This is a genomic window from Nocardia sp. CY41 (genome assembly GCF_009829325.1).
Taxonomy (GTDB): domain Bacteria; phylum Actinomycetota; class Actinomycetes; order Mycobacteriales; family Mycobacteriaceae; genus Nocardia.
Genome location: NZ_VUOS01000040.1, coordinates 14913 through 38058, shown reverse-complemented (window position 1 = coordinate 38058; position 23146 = coordinate 14913). Strand labels below are relative to the sequence as shown.

Sequence of the window (23146 nt, the reverse complement as noted above, 5' to 3'; positions counted from 1 at the left end):
ACCGCAACCGCGTCGTGGCATGGCATCCCGACCGCTTGATGTACGTGGACGACACACCGCACACCGAAGCGGTGATCGGTGAACGGCCGACCATTGCCCCGACCGTGACCCCGCCGACGCCCGCGCCGAGCAATCAAACCCCTTCCCAACCCGGAGGTAACGCATGAGTGAGCGCAGCGAGGTGGCGTCGTGAGTTCCATCCACCCGGACGTGCAGGCGGCCCTGGACGCCGCCCGGGATCTGCGGCACCGGATCGCCGAGATGCGGGAGAAGATCGACAACATTCGCGCCCGCAGGCCGTCGCCCAGCGGCGCGGTCATCCCGGAGGTCGACGCGATGGGCAGGCTGACCGATCTCTACCTCGCGCCGGGCACGGCCGACCGGCTCACCTGCCCCGAACTGGTCACCGAGATCATGGCCGCGATCCGGGAGAGCACCGCCGACGCCGCGCGGCAGTACCAGAGCGTCATGGAGAACCCCATCGATGCAGACGAGCCGGTCGCCACCGCTTCGGGGCAGTCCTGATGACCGAGCCCGCACCGGAGGTCACCGTCGCGGATACGGTGCGGTGGCTGCACGACGAGGGGCTGGTCCGGCTGGCCGGAGTGGCGGACGGCATCTCGGAGATCATCGTCGCCTACACGATCGATGTCGCCACCGGAACCGTCTCCGCGCATCCTGCCACCGGTGGCGGCGTCGGCGCGGACGTGGTGTCCGTGGCCGCCGACGACCTGCCGTATCCGACGGGCACCGCCCGCCGTTTGGTGATCGCCGGTGTCACCACCACCGACGCGGTCCTGGTGATCGACTTGTCCGCGACCTTGACGATCGCGATCAACGCCGACCATCCCGAGCAGGCGGCCCGCTCGTGGGTACTGCAACTGCTGTTGAATCCGGAGGTCACCATCACCACCAACAGCGCCGACGTCGCGATCGGCAGCAGTCCCAGGCTGCGGCAGAGTTTCATCCCGGGCGGCGGCGCGACGCTGGTGAACGTCGACGACACCCGCCCGCCGTTGACGGCGGTGACGTTGAACCCGGCCACGGAGGGACCCGACCATCTCGACGTGGCCCCGGACGGCACCGGCGAGTTGTATCTCGGGGCCCGGTTCTGGCAGATGCGCCAGATCATGCGCATCGAGGACGCCGCCTGGTCGGCGCTGGCCGCGCGCCTGGAATCCATGACCGACGACGCCGACTACTTGATCAATCCACAGCCTGGTGAACGATTCTCGGAGAGCAGCCGATGACCGACATACATTCGATCCACCTGGACGATTACGACGTCGACGATGTCGATGAAGTCGACGAGGGGGAAGCCGCCGCACCGGACTGGCGGAAGCTGACCTACGAGGTGTTCAACCCCGACCACACCGTCGGCGTCGGATGCGACCGGGACGGCGAGATCATCGGCTTGTACATCACCGACGACGCTCGCGAGAACGGCGACGAGTGGTTGGCGTCCCAGATCGTCAAGCTCGCGCGGCTGGCGCACGCGAAGTCGCGCGTCGGGCTGCGGGCGGAGATGGAGTACAAGGGCACCCGCTCCTACACGATCGATTCGTTCGACCTTCCGACCGAGGCGTCGTATCGCGCCATGGAGGAAGCCGAGTTCCGACGCGACACCTGAGTGCCGACCGCCGCAACGGCGAGACAGGACAGCGACATGACCGACAAATTCGATACCGACGATCCGCATGAGGTCGTCGCCGCCGCACAGAAGTTCCGCACCGCGGTCACCACCGTCGGCGGCCAAGTCCAGCAGATCAGTGGTGGTTTCGTCGCACCGAGGCGACCGGAATCGGAGATCGATCGGCGACTGGTGGCGCACACGCAGTGGATCAAGACCACGTTCGAGCGTGCGGTGCGGGCCAACGGCCGTCGTGTGGACGCGACGACAGCGGTCACGGCCCAAGTGTCGTATACCCACGGCGAAGCCGACCGTGCGGGCGCTGCGGCGGTGCGCAGTCGTACCGAGTTCGTCTGAGCGCTGATGGAACCGGAGCGCGACAGTCCGTACTGGGACGCCATCGTCGGCGACAACTGGCCGGCGATCTCGCCGGGGGACTGGAGTGCGCTGGAACGTCTCGCGCGGGACGGCGCGGGCGCGTTGGACCTGCTCGACGCCGACCGCAGGCGACGCGACTTCGACGAACGGGCCCGTTCCAGTGCCGGGCTGCAACCGGTCAAGGACGACATGGTGCGCCAGCGGATGAACCCGCAGGCGTTCGCCGATGCGCTGGAAGCCGCGGCGGACACCTTCCGGGACTTCTCCGACCTGGTGTACCGGACCCGCAACAAGATCCTCGACATCGTCGAGGAGGCTACGGCGAGGGTCAACGCGACCAAACGCGCGGCAGCGGCGGAGGACGACGAATCCGACGCTCAGGCCATCCGCAGCCGGATCCCCGGAATGATCGCCGCCGCACGGGAAGACGTGGAGGATGTCGTCCGGGCGGCGCTCAGTTCGATCAGCCCACAGGGGCTGCCGAGTTTGGGCTTGATCGCCGACGCGCTGGGGCAACCGGGGCCTTGGGAGCCGGGCCATCGCAATGCGGACGACCACAGCGGGAACGATCATGGTGGCGGCGACCGGGCACAGCACCGGCCCGCGACCGACCACTCCGGCGATCCACGGCACAACGGATCGCCGCGGACCGAGCGGCCGAAGGACGATACGCCTGTTGTGGTCTTCCCGGAGAACGTGGACGGGCAACCGGTCGGCGAGACCGACCTGTCCTTGCCCGCCGACGAAGCCGACCGACAACTCGATCCTCGCACGAACCAGGACACTTCGACCGAATCCCCGGCTACGGACCCGGTGCCCGGCCAGTACCCGCCCGCCGGAACGACGGCCATCCCCGTGAGCAACACGCCCGGCGGGGTCGCCGACGCCGGACCAGGCCTGACCGCCGCGGGCGGCCCGCCTCGCGGCCCGCTCACCGATACCGAGCCCATGGCTACGGATCACGGAGCGCCCGCGGACGGCGGCGACCACGATGCGCCCGGTTCGGACGCGCAGGATCAGCACGGACGGGGCTCGGATGTCTCGGTCGACGAGGCCGAGTCCGGGAGCCGGGACCGCTCCACCACCGTTTCTTCGGCAGAAACGCACGACGCCGCCGCACCCGAGCCGATCACCGATGTCTCGGTGTCCGCGGCGGACCCGGCGGCGTCGGTGGCACCGCCGCCCTTCGTCCTTCCTCCACCCATGGTGACGCCGGGTTACCTGGCGCCATCGGCACCGGCTGCCTCGACCGCATCCAGCGGTCCGTCCGGACCGGCGGTCTCCGCGCCGGCGGCACAGGCGGGTTCGGGTCCGCCGCAAGTGCAGGCGAAGCAGACCGCGGCTCCCCCCGGCGAATCGCGCGGACCGGCCGCCGCGCCCAAGGTCACCGCGGTGAGCGCGGGACCGCCACCCGGTGCGGGCGCTGCGGGAAAGACACAGCCGCCGGAGCGGACCGACCAGCGAGCGGACGCAGGCAAGGACGAGGCGGACGACAGCGACGATTCGATGCGCAACGTCGTCGGCGCGGCCATGACCTCGGCGGCGGCGCCCGCGTTCGTCCTGGGCGCGCGGGTGGACGGGGACCTGGTGCTGGCCCGCACGCTGCTCGCGGGCGTCCTGGCCGCCGGCGGCGCCGCGGTCCTCGGACTCGGGTGGGCGGTTTCGGTGATGCGCCACCAGAGTGGGATCACCGCGTTCGTCACCTCGAACGAGGGACGCGGCTGGATACCCGCCGGGTTGTACCTGCCGCGTGAGATATCCACGCCGTGGGTGTGGGAGGTGGCCGAGAGCGCGTGGGAGGGCGTCGCCGACCCGTCGCGCGTGCTGGCGGAGTTCGGCATCGCCTGGGGCCGCAAGTCCGGTGCTCGGCTGACCGCCGTCGTCTCCTCGACAGAGGTCGACGCCGAGCTGCGACGGCAGTTGGGCGAGGTGCCGGTCGAAGGCGAAGTGGCCGCCTCGTCGGCGATGGACTTCAGCGCACCGCGACCCAGTCTGGTCGACCGCCTCGAACTCGTCGCGGCCCCGGCGCTGGTGCAACGGGCCGCGACCACGCCGGAGTCGGAGATCTGGCTGCGGTGCTGGGAGTTGGCCTCCGACGCACACGTTCGGGTCCACAGCGCCGGTCTGGGTTCTCCGGCCGCGCTGGGAGCGCCCGCGGCGCGCGAGCGGATCCTCGGCGCGCTGCGGCAGCGCCGCGAAGTGCCACAGGAGTGGTGGGAGGAACTCCGGGACGCCGACGACCTGCTCACCGCGACGATGCTGGCGCGGCGCGCCGACGTCTCGCGGGTCGCGCTGGGTGATTTGCGCGCCGACCACGCCGACGGCCGGTACGCATCGGAGATGAGCGGCCTGCGCGCCATGGTCTTCGAACGCCGTTGCGACGAACTCGTGCTGCTGCTGGCGGAGCCCGCGACGCGACAGTCTCTGCGCGACGCGATGTACGCGCACACGCAGATCATGGGTCATCCGGCCTTCGTCGCACCGGCTCCAGCGCCCGCCGCAGCTCCGCCTCGCCGCCCGACCATCACCGCGGGGCCAGGCCGCTGATCAGTAGCTGGATACCGCGATCACCCGAAAACACCGGCGCCGAATGCCACCGAGCAGGTATCGAAACGCGTCATCACTTCGCACTCCCCATCAATGGGAAGGATCGACAATAGGGGGACGTGTGGTGGGAAAGGATCTGATCGAGCATGCCGAACAGCATGGAAATCGACCCTGCGGTTTTGCGTCAGCTGGCCGACCAACACAGTCGGGTGGCCGCCGACACCAGGGAATGGGCCAAACCGCCGGCGGATTGGCTGGCGAACTTCCTGCCCACCTACGGCAAGATCGCCTACCCGGTCTATGAAGCGCTGGAGCGATACTACGACGCACGGCAGCGCGCGGGCGAGGCGCTGGCCAGCGAACACGATCGCACCGCGGAGTCGTTGCGTGCGTCCGCGGACGCCTACGAGCAATCCGACGACGATTTCGCCCAGCACATCCGGCAGGTGGCCGGCCTCACCGATAAGCCGTCCCCGGTGCCGGGAAGCTCGACCGATCCGTTCGGTACGGACCGCCCCACGACGCCGTCCGTATCGACGCCGGGGTCATCGCCGGATGCCGACCCGGTGACGGCCGGTCCCGGTTCCGCCGGTCGGGATTCGGCCGCACCCGACGCCACACAGACCGACCCGCTCGCCGCTTCGCAAGGCAAACCCGGCGAGGCGTCCCCGACCGGAGCGGGCGTGCCCGCCGCGACCGCCGCGTCGACGGACCCGGTGAGCACCAACGGCACCGGGACGCCGAACGCGACGGGAACGACGACACCGGGTGGCCCGTCGAGCACCGGCGTGACAGCGCCGTCGGCGGCGGGCATGCCGCCCGCCGGGGTCGGCCCGCTCAACGGAGCCCCGGACGATCGAGGTGCCACGCAACCGCCCACCGGCGCGACGGGCCGGTCGGACCTGCCGCCGATGCCGGTGCCGGTGGCGAGCCCGTTCGCGGCCGCCGTCGCCTCGGCGAAGGACAAGGAGGCCGAACCCGCGTACGTGGTGGGCAGCCAGGTGAACGACGATCTCGTGCTGGCCAGGACGCTGCTCGGCAGCGTGCTCGCCGCGGTGGACTCCCCGGTGGGCATGGCCTGGGCCGTCTCGGTGATGCGGGGTCCCGGCGGAACGGGCGTCTTCATCACGTCGAACGAAGGACGTGGGTGGTTGCCCGCCGGATTGTTCCTGCCGCGTGAGGTTTCCACGCCGTGGAACTGGGACGAGTTGCTCACTGCCGACGACGGCGCCGGATCGCCGTGGGAAGGAGTCACCGATCCGGCTCGGGTCCTGGCGGAATTCGGCTTGGCCTGGGGTGCGAAGGCGAACGCGAGTCTGTCTGCCCTTGTGTCCTCCGGCCCGATCGATCCGGGGTTGCGCAACCGCTTCGGTGAAGCGGCGATGGAGGGGCTCGTCGCTCCGTCCTATGACGTCGATCTGCGCGAGTTCACCCCGGATACGGCCGACCGGCTCGGTCTTGCCGGGTCGATCGCCGGTCTAGAACAAGTCTCGTCGGTACCCGACGCGCAGGTGCGCTCGCGGTGCGTGGAACTGGCCGTCGACGCCCACGGGCAGGTCGGACGCTCCGGACCGGCGCCCGTCGAAGCCGCGACCTCGCGCCGGATCCGGGAACGAATTCTCGCCGAGCTACAAGCCGGAAGGCCCGTGCCGCGCGAGCTGTGGGACGAACTGCGGGACGCCGACGATCTGCTGGCGGCCTCGATGCTTGGGCAGCGGGTCGACGTGGGCCGGGTGGAGGTCGGGCAGCTGCGGCTGGACGCCGGAGCGTCCCCGTTGCGCAGCATGGTCTTCGAGCGGCGCTGCAACGAATTGGTGCTGCTGCTGGCGAACGAGACGAACAGACAGACCCTGCGCGACGCCGTCTACGCCCACGAACAGGTCGCTCTGCATCCACAGTTCGTCTCGACGCCGGCGCCGGTGTCCACCGCCGTGCAGCTCGAGCGCGTTGCCCCGCCCGCAGTGGTTCCTTCGGTCACCGCACCGGAGGTCGCAGGCGGGCCGCCGCCCACCGTCGTGGCCGCGCCTTCGACCCCGCCGCCGGTGGCGCCTCCACAGCAGTCATGAAAGCTCCGCGAGCGTAGGTCGATGCATTGATCCGGGCCCGGCGTGGTGGGTGCGATCCCGCCGCGCCGGGAGGCGGACGCCGGTACGTCTGTCGCTGAGGGTCCTTCCGGAGACTCCGGCCATCCCTGGGCCCCACAGCGCTTCGGGCTGGTCCACGGATCACTGACCGGAGTGGGGCGGCCGTTCACCGGAAAGGCGGGATTCCGGTCTCGGACAGCTACTGGTAGTGCCGCAATCGCGTACGAGAGCGCGCATCGTGGGCACGGTCACCGACGCCGATCCGGCAGCGCGGGTAGAGCGGGCGATCCGCACGGGCCGTCACGTGTTGCTACCCGGCTGCCGCGGTACCCGACCGGGTGATCGAGATGCTCGCCGCGAACGCGGCAGCCGGAACCAGGGAATGCCGAACCCGCCGACGGACTCGACTTCGTCGAGTGCCCACCGAAGAGCGGCTCGACGCAGCTACGCCTCGATGACGGGAGTTTCTTCCGGAGTCGGTTCGCCCTCGGCCTCCGCGTCCTGGGCGGTGTCGCTGCCCGTCCGGGCGGTCGCGGACCCGTCCCGGGTCCGCCGAGCCGGGATCACGCCGGGCGACGTGGTAGCGGCGGGAGCTCCATCCTGCTCGGCGGGCGGAGCGGTATTGGCCGCCGATGCCGCGGTGATGCCGCCGGGCGGCGCGGTTTCCGGTTGCGCGGCGGCCGGTTGCGCATTCGGATCGCCCTGCGGCGGCGCGGCCGCGGGCTGGCCCTGATTGCCGGGCGGCGGCGCCTGCCCGGGGTGCCCCGGGGCGCCGTTGTTCTTGTCTTCCTCGGCCTTCTTCGCCTTGTTCTCTTCGGCGTTCTGCAACATCTCGGGTATCTGGGAGACCAGCGGCATGGCAGCCATCGGCAGCATCGCGAGCATCGGCAGCAGCGAGGAGAGACCACCGTCACCGCCGCCACTGCCACCGGACGTGCCGCCCCCGGCGTTCTGGCCGCCGCCTTTCGAGTCGCCGTTCCCTTTGCCGTTGGCCATATCCTCGTTGAGGTCGGCGATCGCGGTGACCTTGTCGTACACCGCCTCCACGGCGGCGGCGACAGCCTCGAGCAACGGAAGCTCCTGCGCGGGCTTCAGTTTGCCCGTGCCTGCGGCCTTCAGCTTGGTGTTGAGGTCGGCCACGATGGTCTTGATAGACCGCAGCGCCTGCACTTGTTCGGCGGCCACCGTGACAGAGGTCTTGACCACCTTGTCGTCCATCTGCAGCAACTGCAGTTGCCTGGCCTCGACCTTGTCGATCGTCTTGCGGTATTCGTCGTCCGCCTCGCCTTTGCCGAGCGCTTTGTAGATGGCGGGCTCGAGCAGGTCGGAGACTTTCGGCGGGGGAGTGGTCATGCCGCGGCCGAGCAGGTCCACGGCGGTCTGAATGGCGGTGTCCGCCATCGCGATATAGGCGCGCAACCCCTCCGAGGCTCCCGGCGGGCAATGCAGGTCGACCAGCCAGAAATGCTTGACCTCGGAGGCCACACTGGCCAGAGGGGTAGACGCCAGCGCCGATGCTTTTTTGGCTTTGGTCTCCGCTGCCGTTGGGGCCATACCGTCGCCACCGCCTTCCAGAAGTCACACCCATTGTCTCGGCTTCCCGATTATGGGAAGTGGCGCATAGTTCGATTACCCACCCACGAATGGGAATACGACCGATTCGGTTCGGGCGACACAATAGCTGGAGAGTGTGAGAGGCGGTCGGTGATGAGCGATGGCGAGTCGGTCGAATGGCACCGGCACTGACGAACGACCTGGACGGAGTACTCCGATCGCTGCTCGCGCTGTACGGCGACGGCCAGCCCGTCGGCCAGGCGGCGACCACGACCCAAGCTCTCGCCGCCGATCTGCGTCCCCAGTCCGGGGCGGTGGCATTGCGGTACGGCGAGGCGCACGGCATGCAGATGTCGATCGCGGAATCCCATGCGGGCAAAGACAGCATCGTCGGCAAAGCCGTGGGCGAGTCCGGTGACGGGACGGTCAACGGCCGTGGTCGTCTTAACAACCACATCGCGGATTTCCAGAGCCGGATCCAGGCGATCGCTTCGGTGGCCGACACCCGCTTCAGCGGGCCCGCGCTGCTGGATGCCGCACAGGCCACCATCTCGAATGCCACCAAGCAGGTCGACGCCGATGTCGCCGCCGCGCGGCAGCAGGCCGCGCAGATCATGCCGCCCGCGACGCCGGCGACCCGGCAGGCCAGGCACGGTACGGCGCCGCGCAGGCGGCGGCGGACGCGCTCGAGGTCCAGCTCCTCGTCACGGCTGCGCCGCAAGAGCACCGTGCGCTCGGACGGCACCCGGGGCGGCAACGCGGTTCTGGCTGCCAGCAACTGGCTCGGCACCCCCTACGTGTGGGGTGGGGGTGGCGCGGGCGGTCCGAGCGGCGGCGGCTTCGACTGCTCGGGTCTCACGCAATACGCGATCGCCCAGGCGAGCAACGGCGAAGTGGTGCTGCCCCGTACCACCTATGAGCAGATCTACAGCGGGGTCCGGGTGCACCCCGCCGACGTGCGTCCTGGCGACCTGGTGTTTCCAGGCAACTCCTGGGGTCGATACGGCCCGGAGCACGTGCAGCTGGCCGCGGGCAACGGCATGGTCATCGAGGCGCCCTACACGGGTTCGACGGTGAAGTGGTCACGCATGGACAGCAACTCCGTCGTCGTGCGGGTGCTGTGACGCGGTGACCATGGGGAGGATCGCGTGGCCATAAACATTCCCAGCGAGGTCGCGCTGTTTCTCAACATCTGCGGTATCCCCTACCCGGATATCAACGAGGACGACGTCCGCGCCCTCGCCGGGCATGTGCGCACCTTCGCCGCCCAGGTGCGGGACACGCACGACTCCGCGACCGGCGTTATCGATCAGATGGGCGCCTTCTACTCGGGTGAGTCCTATCAGCAACTGGTCGCCACCTGGGCGGGCATGAGCGCCGGACACATGCAGCAACTCGATAGCGCGTGCAAAATCGTGGGGCAGGCCCTCGACGCCGCGGCGACGGTGATCACCGTGGTGAAGGTCGCCGTGCTGGCCGAACTCGCCGCCCTGGCCGCTGCCTATGCCTCGGTGATGATCACGCCGCCGCTGGCGCCTTCCGCGCCGCTGGTCGCCGCAGCGGCGCGCAAGCTGTGCGAGGAGATGGCGCAGTATCTGATCGGCTACATCGTCGCCGAAGTCGTCGGCAAGGCGATCGAACCGCTCGAGAAGGCCATCGACGACATGGTCAAGGGAATCGTCTACGACGCGACCCGCGACGCGCTCGACATCCCGTCGTCGGGTAGACCGGCACCGCTGCGCATCGATCCCGACGCGGTGCAGCACTTCGCGAAGGTGCTCGACGATCACGCCGACGACATCATGCGGCACGCGGCGACATTCGCCGAGAACGTCTCGACACTAGATTTCACGACATCGACACCGTTCGACGACGCGGCGCAGCCCACCGCGACGGACGCGAACGCTCCGCATGGCCCCGCCGTTCGGGAGCGCGAAATTCCGTTCCAGCGCGGTGCGCAGCCGGAGTCGCGCTTCGGCCCGAACGCATCGGCGGCGAACACCGGTCTCGGCGTACTCCCGAAAGATGCGCGCGTCCCAGTCGCGTTGCGTGACGCCCCGAACGCGGTCGGCGCCGCGGAACGGCCGGTCGATCGAAACGGATCCCCCGCCGGCACAGGTACGCTGGTCCCGACCGGCGAGCGATCTCCCTCGCCGGTCGGCTCGGAACCTCGCGAGTCTGCCTGGGAGTCCGCGAAAAGGACTGCGGCAGTGGGGGCCGCACCGAACGGTGTGGACGTGAATGCGGCGGACCGACCGGCAGGAGTCGAGCGCCCATCCGCGCTGTCCGCGCACGCTGGAGCGGATGCCGGACCGGTGGCCGCACGCGGCGCGGCGTCCGAGGTTGCGGCGCGACCGGCCGTCGACTCCGAGGCTCACCGGTCCGGCCTGCCGTCCGAAGTGGCTGGACCTGCCGACCGTGTGCAGGCAGAGGACTTGCCCGTAGTCGCGGGTCCAGTCCTGGGAGATTCGCTGGGAGTACCGCCTTCTGCGCGGCAGAGTCCCGGCGCGGCGTCCACCCCTTGGGGCCGAGGCGCGCCGCAGCCGGGCGGGCCGGACCCCGCGCCCCCGAAATCCGAACGTCCGGCGAAGGCCACGCCGAAAGCGCGCAGGCCCGCGGTTACTCCGTGGACCAAAACCCGTCGGACCCGGGATGTTCCGGCCGTGGCGCACGCTCCGGCGACGCGGCCGCCACTGCGGTTGGTTCGGGAGAAGGAGAAGGACGCCGAAGCGAACAGCGCCGGTCTCGCCGACGCGATGCCCGCGCCGCCGCGGGTGACGGCACCGGCGTCCGATCGCACGGACGCGCCGCCTTCGCGCGACTGACCGGCGAAAGAGCGAAGAAGGAACTCCGACAGAAAAACCCATTCCCAAGGGCGGGAATGGGTTGCGGAGAGAAAGTGGTGGGAGTGGTAGACGTAGACCAATCGCGCTACCGCACAGGGTGTCGTTCCCCCACAACGGCCGGTGGCCTGCCGGTGCCACCGGCCGTTGCTTATTGGGTGCAGATCGTCAGGATGAGGGACTGACGATCTGTGTTCAGACAGTACCCTCTTCTGTCGGAACGTTCAATAGTGTGCACCTAAATAGCGGCAAGAAATTTTCATACGGGCTTCGGCCTGTCGCGCGGCGGCTGGGGGACCGGATCGCGGCTGGCCAGCCGCCGCCGAAGGGGCCGTCTGCAGGCGGATGATTGCCGACCCCGGGGTAAACATACCGTTAACTGACGGCCCGTTCAAAATTGGCATGTCGCTCGTGAGTGGCCTCCGCCTCGGTTTCTTCCCAGCAATGGGAAGCGATCGAGTCCTCGGCGTGACCCCCGGAATCTATCGTTCGAGCAGGCTAGATCGGCGGAAGGGAAGTCCGAGTGTCAGCGGCCGAGGACGCGTTCTACACGGGTGTTCAGAATCTTGGGTTGGTCGCAGGGGGCGTGCGTAACGACCAGCATGCGGCGGCGGCGTTTCGGGCTGCCACCGATCTCGACCCGGACATGTGCGATGCCTGGCTCGGGCGTGCCATGACCGGAGAGGTCACCTCGGAGGTGATCTACGGCGCCTACCGCTCGGTGCACAACCTCTACCGTGACCAGCAGCGGGCGGGGCTGGTCGACCGGGCCCTGTGGTGTCAGGTCGAGATCGGCATGTACGGCCTGCGCGTCGCGATGGCCGATCGCGATCAGATCGCCATCGCACAGGCGTGCGCGTACGCAGAAGGCGGTGAATGGCAAGAAGCCGCGGCGATTCTCGACGAGGTCCCGCGCGACGACGTCTCCGACTTCGTGCGCATGTCGCTGTACTTCCGGACGAAGCAATGGCCGGAGGTGCTCACGTTGCGCAACGCGCGGCCGGTGCTGGAGGACGGCCTGCTGGACATCGCCGCCGAGCTGATGACCGCGCAGTCGCTGGCGCACCTGGGCCGCTTCGGCGAAGCCATGCCGCGCGCGCAGCGGATCGTGGAGGACAGCTCCTCGGGCAGCCTGTCCTACATCTGGGCCGATGCGCACTTCCTGCTCGGCATGCTGATGCGGCACAACGGCGATCACGACGCCGCCGACAAGATCCTCAATGGGCTGCAGGGCTCGGCGCTGTGGCCGGACCGCGAGGAATGGCAGCGAGCGGTGCGCGACAAGTCGTACCGATTCGAGGTCGCCACCGCGGAACTCATCGCATCCCGGACGAACCGGTGGGATCCCACGACGGGTGACGATCCGCGAGAGGCGGCCGCCAGCGCGGCGCGGGCAGAGCGCGAGAGTCTTCTCGCGGAAGCCTCCGATCTGCTGCAAGCGCAGATCGGCATGGATTCGGTCAAGGAACAGGTCGACCGGCTCAAGTCCGGCGTACTGATGGATCAGGTGCGCGCCAAGCGCGGGCTCGCCGTGGATTCGAAGTCGCAGCACCTGATCTTCTCCGGCCCGCCCGGCACCGGCAAGACGACCATCGCCCGGGTGATCGCCAAGATCTTCGCCGGTCTGGGTGTCGTGGAGAACGCCGAGGTCATCGAGGTCTCCCGCAACGACATGGTCGGCACCCACCTGGGCCACACGGCGCCCAAGACCAATGCGCTGATCGACTCGGCGCTCGGCGGGGTGCTGTTCATCGACGAGGCGTACACGCTGATCCAGGAAGGTCTCTCCGGTGGAGACGCTTTCGGCAAGGAAGCGGTCGATACGCTGCTGGCTCGCATGGAGAACGACCGGGACAAGCTCGTCGTGATCATCGCGGGATACGAGGACCAGATCGACCGGTTCCTCGCCTCCAACGACGGCCTCGCCTCCCGTTTCACCAAGCGCATCCGTTTCGCCAGTTACGACGCCGACGAACTGGTGCAGATCGCCGAACATATCGCGCGGAAGAAGGATTCGATCCTCTCCGAGCAGGCTCGTGAGGTGCTGCGCCTGAGGTGTGAGGAGCTGGCGGGGCAGACCAAGAACGGCAGGCGGCTGATCGATCTGGCCGGCAACGGCCGTTTCGTGCGCAACGTGGTCGAGGCCGCCGAAGCCGAGCGTGATTATCGCTTCACCAGGGAAAACGCCGATATCGCCGCGATGACCGACGAGGAGCTCATGACGATCGACGCGTTCGACGTCACCGCGGCGCTGGAGGGTTTGGCGCCGAGCACGCGGGTGTGAGGCGTCCGCTGATCCACTATCCCCAGCTCCGGGAATAGTGGTCGTATTCATGCTGTGACCGCTGGTTACGGTTTGGTGAGGGCGGCGGAAGGAACGAGAACCGGTGGCGCGCTTCCGGGTTGTGACCAAACACCAGATTTCCGGCTGGCGTTTTCTGCTGCGACGGATCGAGCACGCGCTGGTCCGCCGAGACGCGTCGATGATCGATGACCCACAGCGTGGTCGCTCGACCGCGCTGTCCATCGGCATCGCGCTCGCCTGCGTGATCATCGCAGGCGCCGCGGTGCTGGGGTTCTTCAAACCCGCCAAGAAGGTCGGGGAGTCCAAGATCGTCGCGGAGAAGGACACCGGGGCGCTGTTCGTGCGCCTGAACAATCGGCTGTTCCCCGCCCTGAACCTGACGTCGGCTCGGCTCATCGTCGGTTCCCCCGACAATCCGGTGCAGGTGTCCCGGGACGAGTTGTCGAAATATCCGCGTGGGCCGTGGGTCGGCATTCCCGGTGCGCCCGGCAGCATCGTCGACGACAACGAGAAGGATTCCTCGTGGACGGTCTGCGATACGGCGCGCACGGGTGCGGCGGCGCCGGTGAACCCGGCGACCGGCCTGCCGACCGTGAGTCGCTCCGCGGTACGGACGACGGCGATCGGCGGACCGCTCACCATCGACGGTGACGCCAACCGCTCGCTGGGTGACGGCGAGGCCCGCCTGCTGCGCGACGACACCACGACCTGGCTGGTGTACGCGGACGCCGAGAAAGGCGTGGTGCGCGCCGCGATCGACCTCGCGAACACCGCAGTGGCGATGGCGCTCGGCATCGACTCGACCGCTCCGGTGGTGGCGGCCTCCAAGGGCTTGGTCAACGCGATTCCCGAAGCGCCGCCGCTGCGGGTCCCCGACGTGCCGGGGAAGGGCGAGACCATCTCGCTCAACAACGGATTCACCACGCCGGTCGGGTCGGTGCTCACCGTGTCGACGCCGGATCAAGGCGTCTCGTACTACCTCGTCTCCCAGTCCGGGCTGGTGCGAGTCAGTTCGGTGCTGGCGGCGATGGTTCGCAATGCGGACGCCCAAGGCTCGGTGACCACTCGCACCGTAGGGCCCAACGTGATCGCGTCGAATCTGCGCCCTGGACAGTGGCCGGGCACCGCGACCTACCCGACCCGTCCCATTCGCCTGGTCGACCCGGAACGGTCCGGCGTCACGTGCCTGCACTGGTCGCGCTCCGGGAGCGATCCGAACGCGACCACCGAACTACTGGTGGGCAGGCAGTTGCCGCTCACGCAGGACGAGCAGGGCCGCGCGGTCGACCTGGTGACCTCCTCCGCTTCGCGCGGCACCACGGCGGACGCGGCGTACCTGCCGCGGGACACCGGGCGTTTCGTGCAGGTGACCGGTGCCGAACCGGGATCGCCGCTGCGCGAATCGCTCTACTGGGTCTCCGACAGCGGGGTGCGCTACGGCATCATCACCGATCCGAACGGCGGGGGCAACGATCCCACCCTGACCGCCCTCGGGATGCGTACACCGGTTCCCGCACCGTGGAGCATCATCTCGCTGTTCGCGGTCGGACCCGCCCTGTCCCAGAAGGAAGCTCGCATCCAACACGACGGTATCCCCAACAACAAGATCGTCGCTGGGCTCGGTGGTACGCAGTGACCACGACTCGCCGGTTCGTACGACCCGCCCGGATGGTGCGCGGTCCCAAAGCCCCCGCGGTGACCGAGCTGCGGCTGCAACCGCCGACCGAGCTGCCCAAGCCGGTCCCGCCGTCGCGGTTGCGGATGATCATGCCCGTGGTCATGGTCGCGGCCATGTGCGGAATGATGGTCATGATGTTCCGCGGCGGCGGAGCCATGAACCCGATGATGCTCATGTTCCCCGCCATGATGCTGGTGTCGATGTTCGGCATGATGGGCGGCGCGTTCGCGGGCAACTCCAGCGGCGGCGCGGCGAGCCTGAACGAGGAACGCAAGGACTACTTGCGCAGCATCACCGACAACCGCAAGACGGTGCACGCGGCGGAAGCCGAACTCCATACCTTCCTGCGCTACACCCATCCCGGTCCGGACGAGATCGCCCGACTGATCGGTGGCAAGCGGATGTGGGAGGTGCAGGTCGCGAGCCCGCAGTTCCTTCGTGTGCGGGTCGGCCGCGGGCGCATCGCCAACCAAGTGCGCGTGATCGTTCCGGAAGCCGCGCCCACCTCCGATCTGGACCCGGTCGGCGTCGTCGAGCTGACTCGTTTCGCCAAGGCATACTCCACGGTCGGCGGCATGCCGGTCGCGATCAATCTGCTGTCGGCGCCGCAGGTCGGCATCGACGGCGATCCGGAACTCGTGGCCGGGTTGGTCCGCGCGATGATCGCCGAGGTGGCGGTGCTGCACGGACCGGATCAAGTGGCGGTTGCCGCGGTGCTGTCCGATCCGGACGCGCCGGAATGGTCCTGGCTGAAGTGGTTGCCGCACACCCAGCATCCGAGCGAAAATGACGCGATCGGCTCCAGCCGGATGGTCTACCGCACCGTCGCCGAGTTGCGTACCAAGGTGCTCGCCGGGCTCAATCGCGGTCCGTTCTCCGCCAATTCGCAGCCCACCCTGGACCGCACGCACTACCTGCTGCTCGTCGACGTGGCCGGGCCCGCGAGCGACCGTGACATCTCCGGCATCGATGGTTGCACGTGGCTGCGGCTGGGGGCCACGGAGCAGAATCTGCCCCGCGCGTTGCGTTTCGCCGTGTCCGAGGACGGATCGTTGAACGAGGTGACCGTGCGCGGGCTGCGTCGGGTCGGCGTGGCCGACTCGCTGTCCACGGCGGCGATGACGGCGATGGCGCGCAGTCTCTCGCCGTACCGGTTGTCCACCGTGGTCGAAGCGGTGGCCGCCGAGCAGGCCAGCAGCGGCACGTCGTGGGAGGAGATGGTCGGCATCGCCGACCCCGGCGCCATCCGCGTCGAGCAGGCGTGGGTCCGGCGACGCGACGAGGATCGGGCCCGCTTGAATATTCCGTTCGGACATGATCCGGCCGGTAGCCTCGTCTATCTCGACATCAAGGAATCGGCCGAAGAAGGCATGGGCCCGCACGGCATGTGCATCGGCGCGACCGGATCGGGTAAATCGGAATTCCTGCGCACCCTGGTGCTTTCGGCGGTGGCCACCCATTCGCCGGATGTGCTGAACCTGCTGCTCGTCGACTTCAAGGGCGGTGCGACCTTTCTCGGCTTCGACCGGCTGTCGCACGTGACGGCCGTGGTGACGAACATGGAGGAAGAAGCCGACCTCGTCACCCGTATGGAAGACGTCATCAACGGTGAGATGGCGCGGCGGCAGCGGATTCTGCGCGACGCGGGCAACTTCGCCAGCGTCGCCGACTACGAGCGCGCCAGGGAGCAGGGCGCGGACCTGCGACCGCTACCCACGCTGCTGATCATCCTCGACGAGTTCGCCGAACTGCTCGAGCAATACCCGAACTTCTCCAAACTCTTCGTGGCCATCGGCCGATTGGGCCGATCGCTGCGCATCCACCTGCTGCTCGCTTCGCAGAAGGTGCCCGCGAACCGGATGGGCGAGCTGGAAGCGCACCTTTCCTACCGAGTCGCGTTGCGCACCAACCAGACCAGTGATTCGCGCGACGCGATCGGCACCGCGGACGCCTACCACCTGCCGAAGAAGCCGGGCTCGGGCTACCTCCGGGTCGGTTCCGGTGATCTCCAGCGGTTCCAGGCGGCGTACGTGGGCGCGAAGTACGCGCCTCCGGCGCAGGCGTCCGCGGCCTCCGCGCAGCGTGCGCGCAGGCCCGGAGGCGGATACCGGCCGCCGCAGCGCTTCACCTCCGGCCACATCGTCGACAACCGGCCGGCCGTGGTCGAGCCGGTGGCGGTCCAGGAGACGCCGGAGTCCGCCGACAACGAGTCGATCACGGTGATGGAAGCGGTATTGCAGCAGCTGGCCCGGCACGGCCAGCCGGCGCACAAGATGTGGCTCCCGCCGCTGGTCACGCCGCCGACGCTGGAGCGGATGATCCGCGCGGTGCCGCAGGGGGCATTGCAGATGCCGGTGGCGCTGGTGGACAAGCCACGCCAGCAGCGTCAGGACGTCTGGTCGGTCGACATGTCGGGCGCGGGCGGACACATGGCCATCGTCGGCGGTACGCAGTCCGGCAAATCGACCGCGCTGCAGACGTTCATCCTGTCCGCGGCGCTGACCCACACTCCGGAACAGGTGCAGTTCTACTGCCTGGACTTCTCCGGCGGCGGCTTGGCGGCGCTGACGAACCTTCCGCACGTGGGATCGGTCGCCGCGGCTCGCGACGGCGACCGCATCCGGCGCACGATCGCGTTGGTCACGAACCTGCTCGAGAGCAGGCAGTCGATGTTCAGCGAATTCGGCATCGACTCGATCCGGAAGTTCCGCGCGCTGCGCGACGGCGGGGGCGTCCCACCGTGGCAGGACCGCGATCCCTACGGTGACGTCTTCCTGGTCATCGATGGATGGGATGTCGGGTTCGGTACGAACGGCCCGTACTACGACGAATACACCCCGGTGATGGAGTCCATCGCCCTGCAGGGCTTGAACTACGGCATCCACCTGGTGGTCAGCAGTTCGCGCTGGATCGCGATTCGCCCCGCGATCAAGGACCTGATGCAGACACGCGTCGAGATGCGGCTGGGTGACCTGGCCGATACGACCTTCAATACCCACCGGAACGTTGTCGCGGCGATCCCCGCCAATCGACCGGGTCGCTGCATCTCGACCGACGGTCTGCACATGCTCACGGCGTTGCCTCGCATCGATGGGGTGGGCGATCCGAATTCGGCCGCCGAGGGCCTCGCCGCCGCGGCCGCCGAGATCACGCAGCGTTATCCGGGCAGGCGTGCGCCGCAGGTGAAATTGCTGCCGCCACAGGTGGGCATGGACGAAGTGCGTGCCGGCTGGCCGGTCCCGCAAACGCTCGCTCAACGTCTCGTGGTGCCGTTCGGCGTCCGCGAATCCGATCTCAGCCCGGCGACGATCGATTTCAGTGTGTCGACCCATTTCATCGTGCTCGGCTCGACGGGATCGGGGAAATCCACCACCCTGGCCGCACTGCTGGAATCCATTCGACGCCAGTACGACCCGTCGCAGGCGCGCGTGTTGCTGATCGACTACCGGCGCAGGCATTTGGAGACGGTGCCACAGGAGATGCTCATCGGGCATGTGACCAGCGAGCGGGATGTGCGGGAGGCGCTGCCGGCGCTGGTGGAGAAGATGCGCTCGCGGCGCCCACCGGAGAACGTGACGCCCAGACAGCTCGCGGAGCGCTCCTGGTGGTCGGGGCCCGAGGTCTTCGTCGTGATCGACGACTACCACATGGTGGTGCAGCGTGGCGGGATGAATCCGCTGGAACCGTTGAAGGAGATCATCGTCGACGGTCGCGATACCGGCTTGCACGTCATCGCGGCGCGCAACATCGCCCAAGCGGACACGGCGTTGTACGACAACGTGATCGGCCAGATGAAGAACCTCAATTCCTCGGGTCTGATCATGGACGGCTCGAAGCTCGACGGCATCCTGATCGGCGACGTGCGGCCCACCAAGCAGCCGCCGGGCCGGGGAATCTACGTGGAGCCCATGTCTTCTCGCCGAGATCTCGTCCAGGTGGCCTGGGTGCCCCAGCAGATGTGACTTCGGCGCCCATCCCAAGGTTGGGAATAAATTACCGTTTTCCTTAGCAGCCGCTCGATCCGAGCTGGTAGTCACGCTCGATTGGAGTCTCACCATGGCACTCCCGGATCTCGGCATCGCGCCGCCGGACGTGCGGGAGGCCGCGACCGACCCATTCTGGATGCCACTGGATGTCGGTAAGGGCGCCGCCGTTCTGCCGGGAGGTCACGGCCAGCACGGTGCTATCGCCCCGCCTCGGGACGTCACCGAAACGACGGGAATCCGAGATCCGGCGGCGGCAGTCGTTCCCGGAGAAACCCAGGAGGTGCCGGTACTGGAGAAACCCCCGGAAATCGGTGTGGCCGAGGCGGTCGATGGCCCGAGTCGCGCATCGACGCTTCCGACACACACGCTGTCAACGTCCTCGGCGAATCCGTCCGAGGCAAGGTAAACGCCTTACAGGATAGGAATAGATATGGCAACCGGATACACCGGCGACCCGGCCGAGGTCAGGGCAGCCGCCAGCAAGTTCTTCGCGCACGCCGACACCTTTCAAAACCACTTGGGAATTCTCGAAGGCATCAAGATGGAGTACGCGCCCGCCGTTCAGGGCCTAACCGGCAACGCCATTCAGTCGGCCATGCAGGGTGCTCTCGATAAGGGTGGCAAGCTGCATCAGACCTTCATGGAGATCGTTGACGTGCTGAACTCCGCCGGCGCGAACTTCGATAGCGAAGACCAGAAGAACGCGGCGCAGGTCAACAAATACAACATGAATTTCTGATGCGCGGTTCACGCCAGCACGCAATCGGGAAAGGTTTCGAAAAATGGCTTTGAAGAATGATTACGATGCGGTTGAGGGCCTGGTCATCCGGACCGACAAGGTGCTCAGCGACATGACCGTCGACGCGGGCGAGCGGGACAAGCTCGCCAAGCTGCTCGCGGAGAACTTCCAGGGTGACGCCGGTACTGAGAACTATGCCCTGCAGGTTCGCATCATGAAGTTGATCGAACAGTACAATCAGGCACTGACCGATCTCAAGGCGGCCACAAAGGTCGTGTCCGGCATCGACGGTGAGTTCCGTGTCGTCGATACGGGTCAGGCGATGCGGTTCGCGCAGATCGGAACGGGTGGAGCAATGCCGGGGATCTAGGATCTCCTATAGTTGCGAGCTTGTCACTCTCGGCGTTTGCTGACGTCCAGGGTGATACATAGCCGGTCCGGTGGTATCGATCGATCTCGGCTATGCCGCTCGAGTTCTCTCGGGTCTCGCGACGAAAACGATCGATATCTATGATCGCCCTCGATGGGTTCGTTCGCTCGAACATCATCGAGGGCGATCCCATGTCGTGGATGGCGTCGCCGGGCGACTCGCGTCACGTGACGCACCACTCCTGAATTCAAGGATCTCCCGCGAGCGGCGAGGAGGCGGTTGGCAGGCGAGAGTCCGAGGGCTGCACAGTGCATCCCCATCTCTGGGAATAGCTTAACGTTCTGATTGCACCGCTCGATGTCGATGTACTACTCGCCAAGAGTGGGTACTGGTCGTTAGGAGACTTCCATGCATCTCGCTGTCGATTGGGATCATCTCCCGGTTATCGCTTCGCAACTGGGCGTCAGCGCGGAGGATCTGATGCTGATGCTGGGCGCGGCCGCTCCCGCCGCTGTCCCCGCCCCGCCGGGTCTCGATGACGTGAGCGCGCTCATCCCCCTCGCGTGCGCCAAGCAGGCGGCGTTGTTCTTCCCCACCACGGCGAACGGAATCGCTCTCGGCAGCGATGGTGCGGTCGCTCTACCGGAGATAGGTGCCGCCTTCGCTGCCGGCGACATCGTCGGACATGGCCAGGTGCTCAGCAGAGCAGCCGCGTTCTAGACACGGATAGCGCGAGCGAAAGCTGACGAGATGCTTGCTGTGGTACTCGGCGCGCTGGGGCCGGAGGGGATCATCGCCCCGGTGCTCGCCGGCGATGGGGTCGCCACGACGCGGGCGACCGCCAAGGTTTATACGGCGATGGCCGCGCGATTGAATGCCGCCGCGGCCAACACCGACAGTTCGATGCTCCAGATGAGTGCGACGTTCCAAGCGCTCACCGCCGACCAGGCGCAGGTGGCGTTCCGGAAACACGCGTTATGGTTGCGTGAGCAGGCGGCAGTGGCTGAGGCGACCGGCCAGTTGCTGGACCGAGCGGCTGACATCTCCACCGCGGCGAAGGGCGCCATGGCGGTCATCGCCGCCAAGACGGCCCAGGTCCGGGCTCAGGAGGGTGCCGCACTCCTCGGCGGCTTCGGCCCGTTGAGCGGGGCGGCCCTCCTCGAAGCCGAGGCCGAGTTGCTCGCGCTCAGAGCGGCTGCTCTCACCGTCATGGGCGCTTACGCCGGGGCGCTGGTGCCCACGCTCGCCGCACTGCCGCCACCGCTCGAGGCACCCCCGATTGTGACCGGCGGACCAGGGCCGGGCCCGCAGACGCAAAACGTGTCTTACGACAACCCGACCGACTACACCGGGAGCGACTTCACCAAGACGGACCTATCGTCGACGTCTACGGGCGATGGGCCGACCAACGGAACGGACAACACCGGATCGGGCGGGGATCAGAACCCCACCGACACCACACAGCCCACCGACACGACCCAGCCGGCGGATCCCACTCAGCCGGGGGATCCGACCCAGCCGGCGAATCCGATGGACCCCGCCACGAATCCCGAGCAATTGTCGCCGGACCCGAATGCCAATGGCTGGTCCGGTGACTCGGGAATGAACGGCACGGGAGACGGAGCCACGGACCAGTGGTTGTACGGCACGTCGCAGAACTCGCCGACGTTGGCCGCGTTGAGCGGTGGGGCCGGGAGTCTCGTCGCGCTCAATATGGCCCGCGGCGGCCTCGGATCGATGCCGGGCGCCGCGACCGGTTTCCGGATGCCCGCCAGCTGGAATCCAGGAGCCGGACGGGCATTCGGCGCCATGCCGCAGCAAGCGGCGTCCGGGCCGATGGGCCGGAAGGGCCCGCCGCGCGGTGCGGTCGCGCCCAGGGCGCGAATGCGACGACGCCGCGACGAGGAGAAGAGGTCGTCGAAGGTATTCGTCCCGGGTGAACCGCAGGATGTTCCGGTACTCGAGCAACCTCCCGTCATCGGGGTAATCGAGTACGAGGACCGGGACAGCCGAGACGAGCCGATGCTCGAATCGGTACCGGCGGTGGGCGTTATCGAGCGAAACGACAACGAAGACGAAGCGGTCCTCGCCTCCGCAGAACGTCCTCGGTGAAGCGCACCGAGGTCGATATCCAGTCGAAGGAGACGATCAATGCATTCGAGGAAGGTGTGGAAGACGATCCGGTCGCCATCGACCTGAATGTCGATGCCGCCCTGCTGTTACAGCATCTGGTCGACATCGAGTCCTATCCGTCGGTACTGGGGCTGCTGCCGAATGTCTACCGCATCGAGGATCGGGATCGGGTACATGCCGTAGTCGCCGAGCAGCTCACCGAAGTGGGCGTGCTCGAGGACGGACGCGTGCACCCGGTCGTCGAGCATTGGCTGCGGTGCCTGTACCGGCCGGACGTGGAAATGGCGGTGCGGATCCTGGACACCGGCTTGGACGGTGAGCGGAAAGGAATGCTGCGGATGTCACTGGTGCGCGCCGGTGATACCCATGTACTCGCGGTGCGCTCCGGCGACCATGTCGTCATCCAGTCGGTGTTCCAGCAGGACGACCAGCTCGACACCTTGCCTGCCGCCGTTCTGGCCGCGCTCGGTCCGGCGCCGGCACTGCAGTTCGAGCCGGTTGCCGCGCCGGTGGAGCAATTCGGCGAGATTCCCGATGACCAGGACGAACAGCGGCGCGCCCTGGTAGAACTCGGAGCGGAACCGCACGCCGCCGCGGTGCTGAGCCGGGTGCTGGGCGAGGTGGTCCGACGGGCCGAAGTGGTGATCATCGAGCACCACGACGGCAGCTCCGAGCAGTCCGTATCCAGCGTGAACGTGGTGGATACGCTGTCGGGGCGATTCATCGTGACGCCGAGTGTCGCGATGGACGGACGGAAGTGGGCGAGATATGCGCCGGGCGATGACGCGACCTTGCGGTCGGGTATCGGGGCGCTGATCGACCTGCTGCCCGGTCGAAGTTGGTTCGACACCAGCAGAACGAGCTGAACGTCGGACCGTGTTTGTCGAGAGGACGACGGA

17 protein-coding genes are annotated in these 23146 nt (G+C 67.8%); 16 read left to right on the top strand and 1 reads right to left on the bottom strand.

Going from position 1 to position 23146, the window contains the following annotated elements:
* Positions 1–189: 189 nt before the first annotated feature.
* From GVY64_RS33295 to GVY64_RS33270, 6 genes are all read left to right on the top strand, one after another.
* Positions 190–525, top strand: a complete 336-nt coding sequence (locus GVY64_RS33295) for a YbaB/EbfC family nucleoid-associated protein (protein WP_159850123.1) — start codon at positions 190–192, stop codon at positions 523–525.
* Positions 525–1250, top strand: a complete 726-nt coding sequence (locus tag GVY64_RS33290) for a hypothetical protein (protein ID WP_201298271.1) — start codon at positions 525–527, stop codon at positions 1248–1250. The genes GVY64_RS33295 and GVY64_RS33290 overlap by 1 nt, the downstream gene beginning before the upstream one ends.
* A complete protein-coding gene (locus GVY64_RS33285) occupies positions 1247–1630 on the top strand; it encodes a hypothetical protein (RefSeq protein ID WP_159850121.1) in 384 nt (127 codons plus the stop codon). Before GVY64_RS33290 ends, GVY64_RS33285 begins: the two co-directional genes overlap by 4 nt.
* A 36-nt stretch (positions 1631–1666) precedes the next feature.
* Complete coding sequence (locus GVY64_RS33280; RefSeq protein WP_159850119.1) at positions 1667–1987, top strand: hypothetical protein; 321 nt, start codon at positions 1667–1669, stop codon at positions 1985–1987.
* A 6-nt stretch (positions 1988–1993) separates the two neighbouring features.
* Positions 1994–4555, top strand: coding sequence for a hypothetical protein (locus GVY64_RS33275; RefSeq protein ID WP_159850117.1), 2562 nt, complete (start codon positions 1994–1996; stop codon positions 4553–4555).
* Between the two features lie 146 nt (positions 4556–4701).
* Positions 4702–6621 (top strand): type VII secretion target, encoded by a 1920-nt coding sequence (locus tag GVY64_RS33270; protein ID WP_159850115.1) that lies wholly within the window; start codon positions 4702–4704, stop codon positions 6619–6621.
* 462 nt (positions 6622–7083) lie between these two features.
* Here the strand turns inward: GVY64_RS33270 and GVY64_RS33265 are convergent, their stop codons facing one another.
* Positions 7084–8193, bottom strand: coding sequence for a hypothetical protein (locus tag GVY64_RS33265; protein ID WP_159850113.1), 1110 nt, complete (start codon positions 8191–8193; stop codon positions 7084–7086).
* A 176-nt stretch (positions 8194–8369) separates the two neighbouring features.
* Here GVY64_RS33265 and GVY64_RS33260 point away from each other — a divergent pair, with 176 nt between their 5' ends.
* From GVY64_RS33260 to GVY64_RS33215, 10 genes are all read left to right on the top strand, one after another.
* The gene (locus GVY64_RS33260) at positions 8370–9317 is read left to right on the top strand and encodes a C40 family peptidase (RefSeq protein ID WP_159850111.1); all 948 of its coding nucleotides are present in this window, start codon (positions 8370–8372) and stop codon (positions 9315–9317) included.
* 24 nt (positions 9318–9341) lie between these two features.
* Positions 9342–11018: a WXG100-like domain-containing protein gene (locus tag GVY64_RS33255; RefSeq protein WP_159850109.1), complete on the top strand. Its 1677-nt coding sequence runs from the start codon at positions 9342–9344 to the stop codon at positions 11016–11018.
* 541 nt (positions 11019–11559) lie between these two features.
* Positions 11560–13320, top strand: coding sequence for a type VII secretion AAA-ATPase EccA (eccA, locus tag GVY64_RS33250; protein WP_159850107.1), 1761 nt, complete (start codon positions 11560–11562; stop codon positions 13318–13320).
* A 103-nt stretch (positions 13321–13423) separates the two neighbouring features.
* Entirely contained in the window at positions 13424–14977 is a 1554-nt protein-coding gene (gene eccB / locus GVY64_RS33245; RefSeq protein WP_159850105.1) for a type VII secretion protein EccB, read from the top strand.
* Positions 14974–18981 (top strand): type VII secretion protein EccCa, encoded by a 4008-nt coding sequence (eccCa, locus tag GVY64_RS33240; protein WP_159850103.1) that lies wholly within the window; start codon positions 14974–14976, stop codon positions 18979–18981. Before eccB ends, eccCa begins: the two co-directional genes overlap by 4 nt.
* Positions 18982–19435: 454 nt before the next feature.
* Positions 19436–19744 carry a WXG100 family type VII secretion target gene (locus tag GVY64_RS33235; protein ID WP_159850101.1) on the top strand — a complete coding sequence of 103 codons (309 nt, stop codon included), beginning with the start codon at positions 19436–19438 and terminating at the stop codon, positions 19742–19744.
* A gap of 43 nt (positions 19745–19787) precedes the next feature.
* Complete coding sequence (locus GVY64_RS33230) at positions 19788–20114, top strand: hypothetical protein (protein WP_159850099.1); 327 nt, start codon at positions 19788–19790, stop codon at positions 20112–20114.
* Positions 20115–20522: 408 nt separating this feature from the next.
* The gene (locus GVY64_RS33225; protein ID WP_159850097.1) at positions 20523–20834 is read left to right on the top strand and encodes a hypothetical protein; all 312 of its coding nucleotides are present in this window, start codon (positions 20523–20525) and stop codon (positions 20832–20834) included.
* A gap of 30 nt (positions 20835–20864) precedes the next feature.
* Positions 20865–22226 carry a hypothetical protein gene (locus GVY64_RS33220; protein WP_159850095.1) on the top strand — a complete coding sequence of 454 codons (1362 nt, stop codon included), beginning with the start codon at positions 20865–20867 and terminating at the stop codon, positions 22224–22226.
* Complete coding sequence (locus GVY64_RS33215) at positions 22223–23113, top strand: ESX secretion-associated protein EspG (protein ID WP_236567448.1); 891 nt, start codon at positions 22223–22225, stop codon at positions 23111–23113. The genes GVY64_RS33220 and GVY64_RS33215 overlap by 4 nt, the downstream gene beginning before the upstream one ends.
* Positions 23114–23146: the final 33 nt, after the last annotated feature.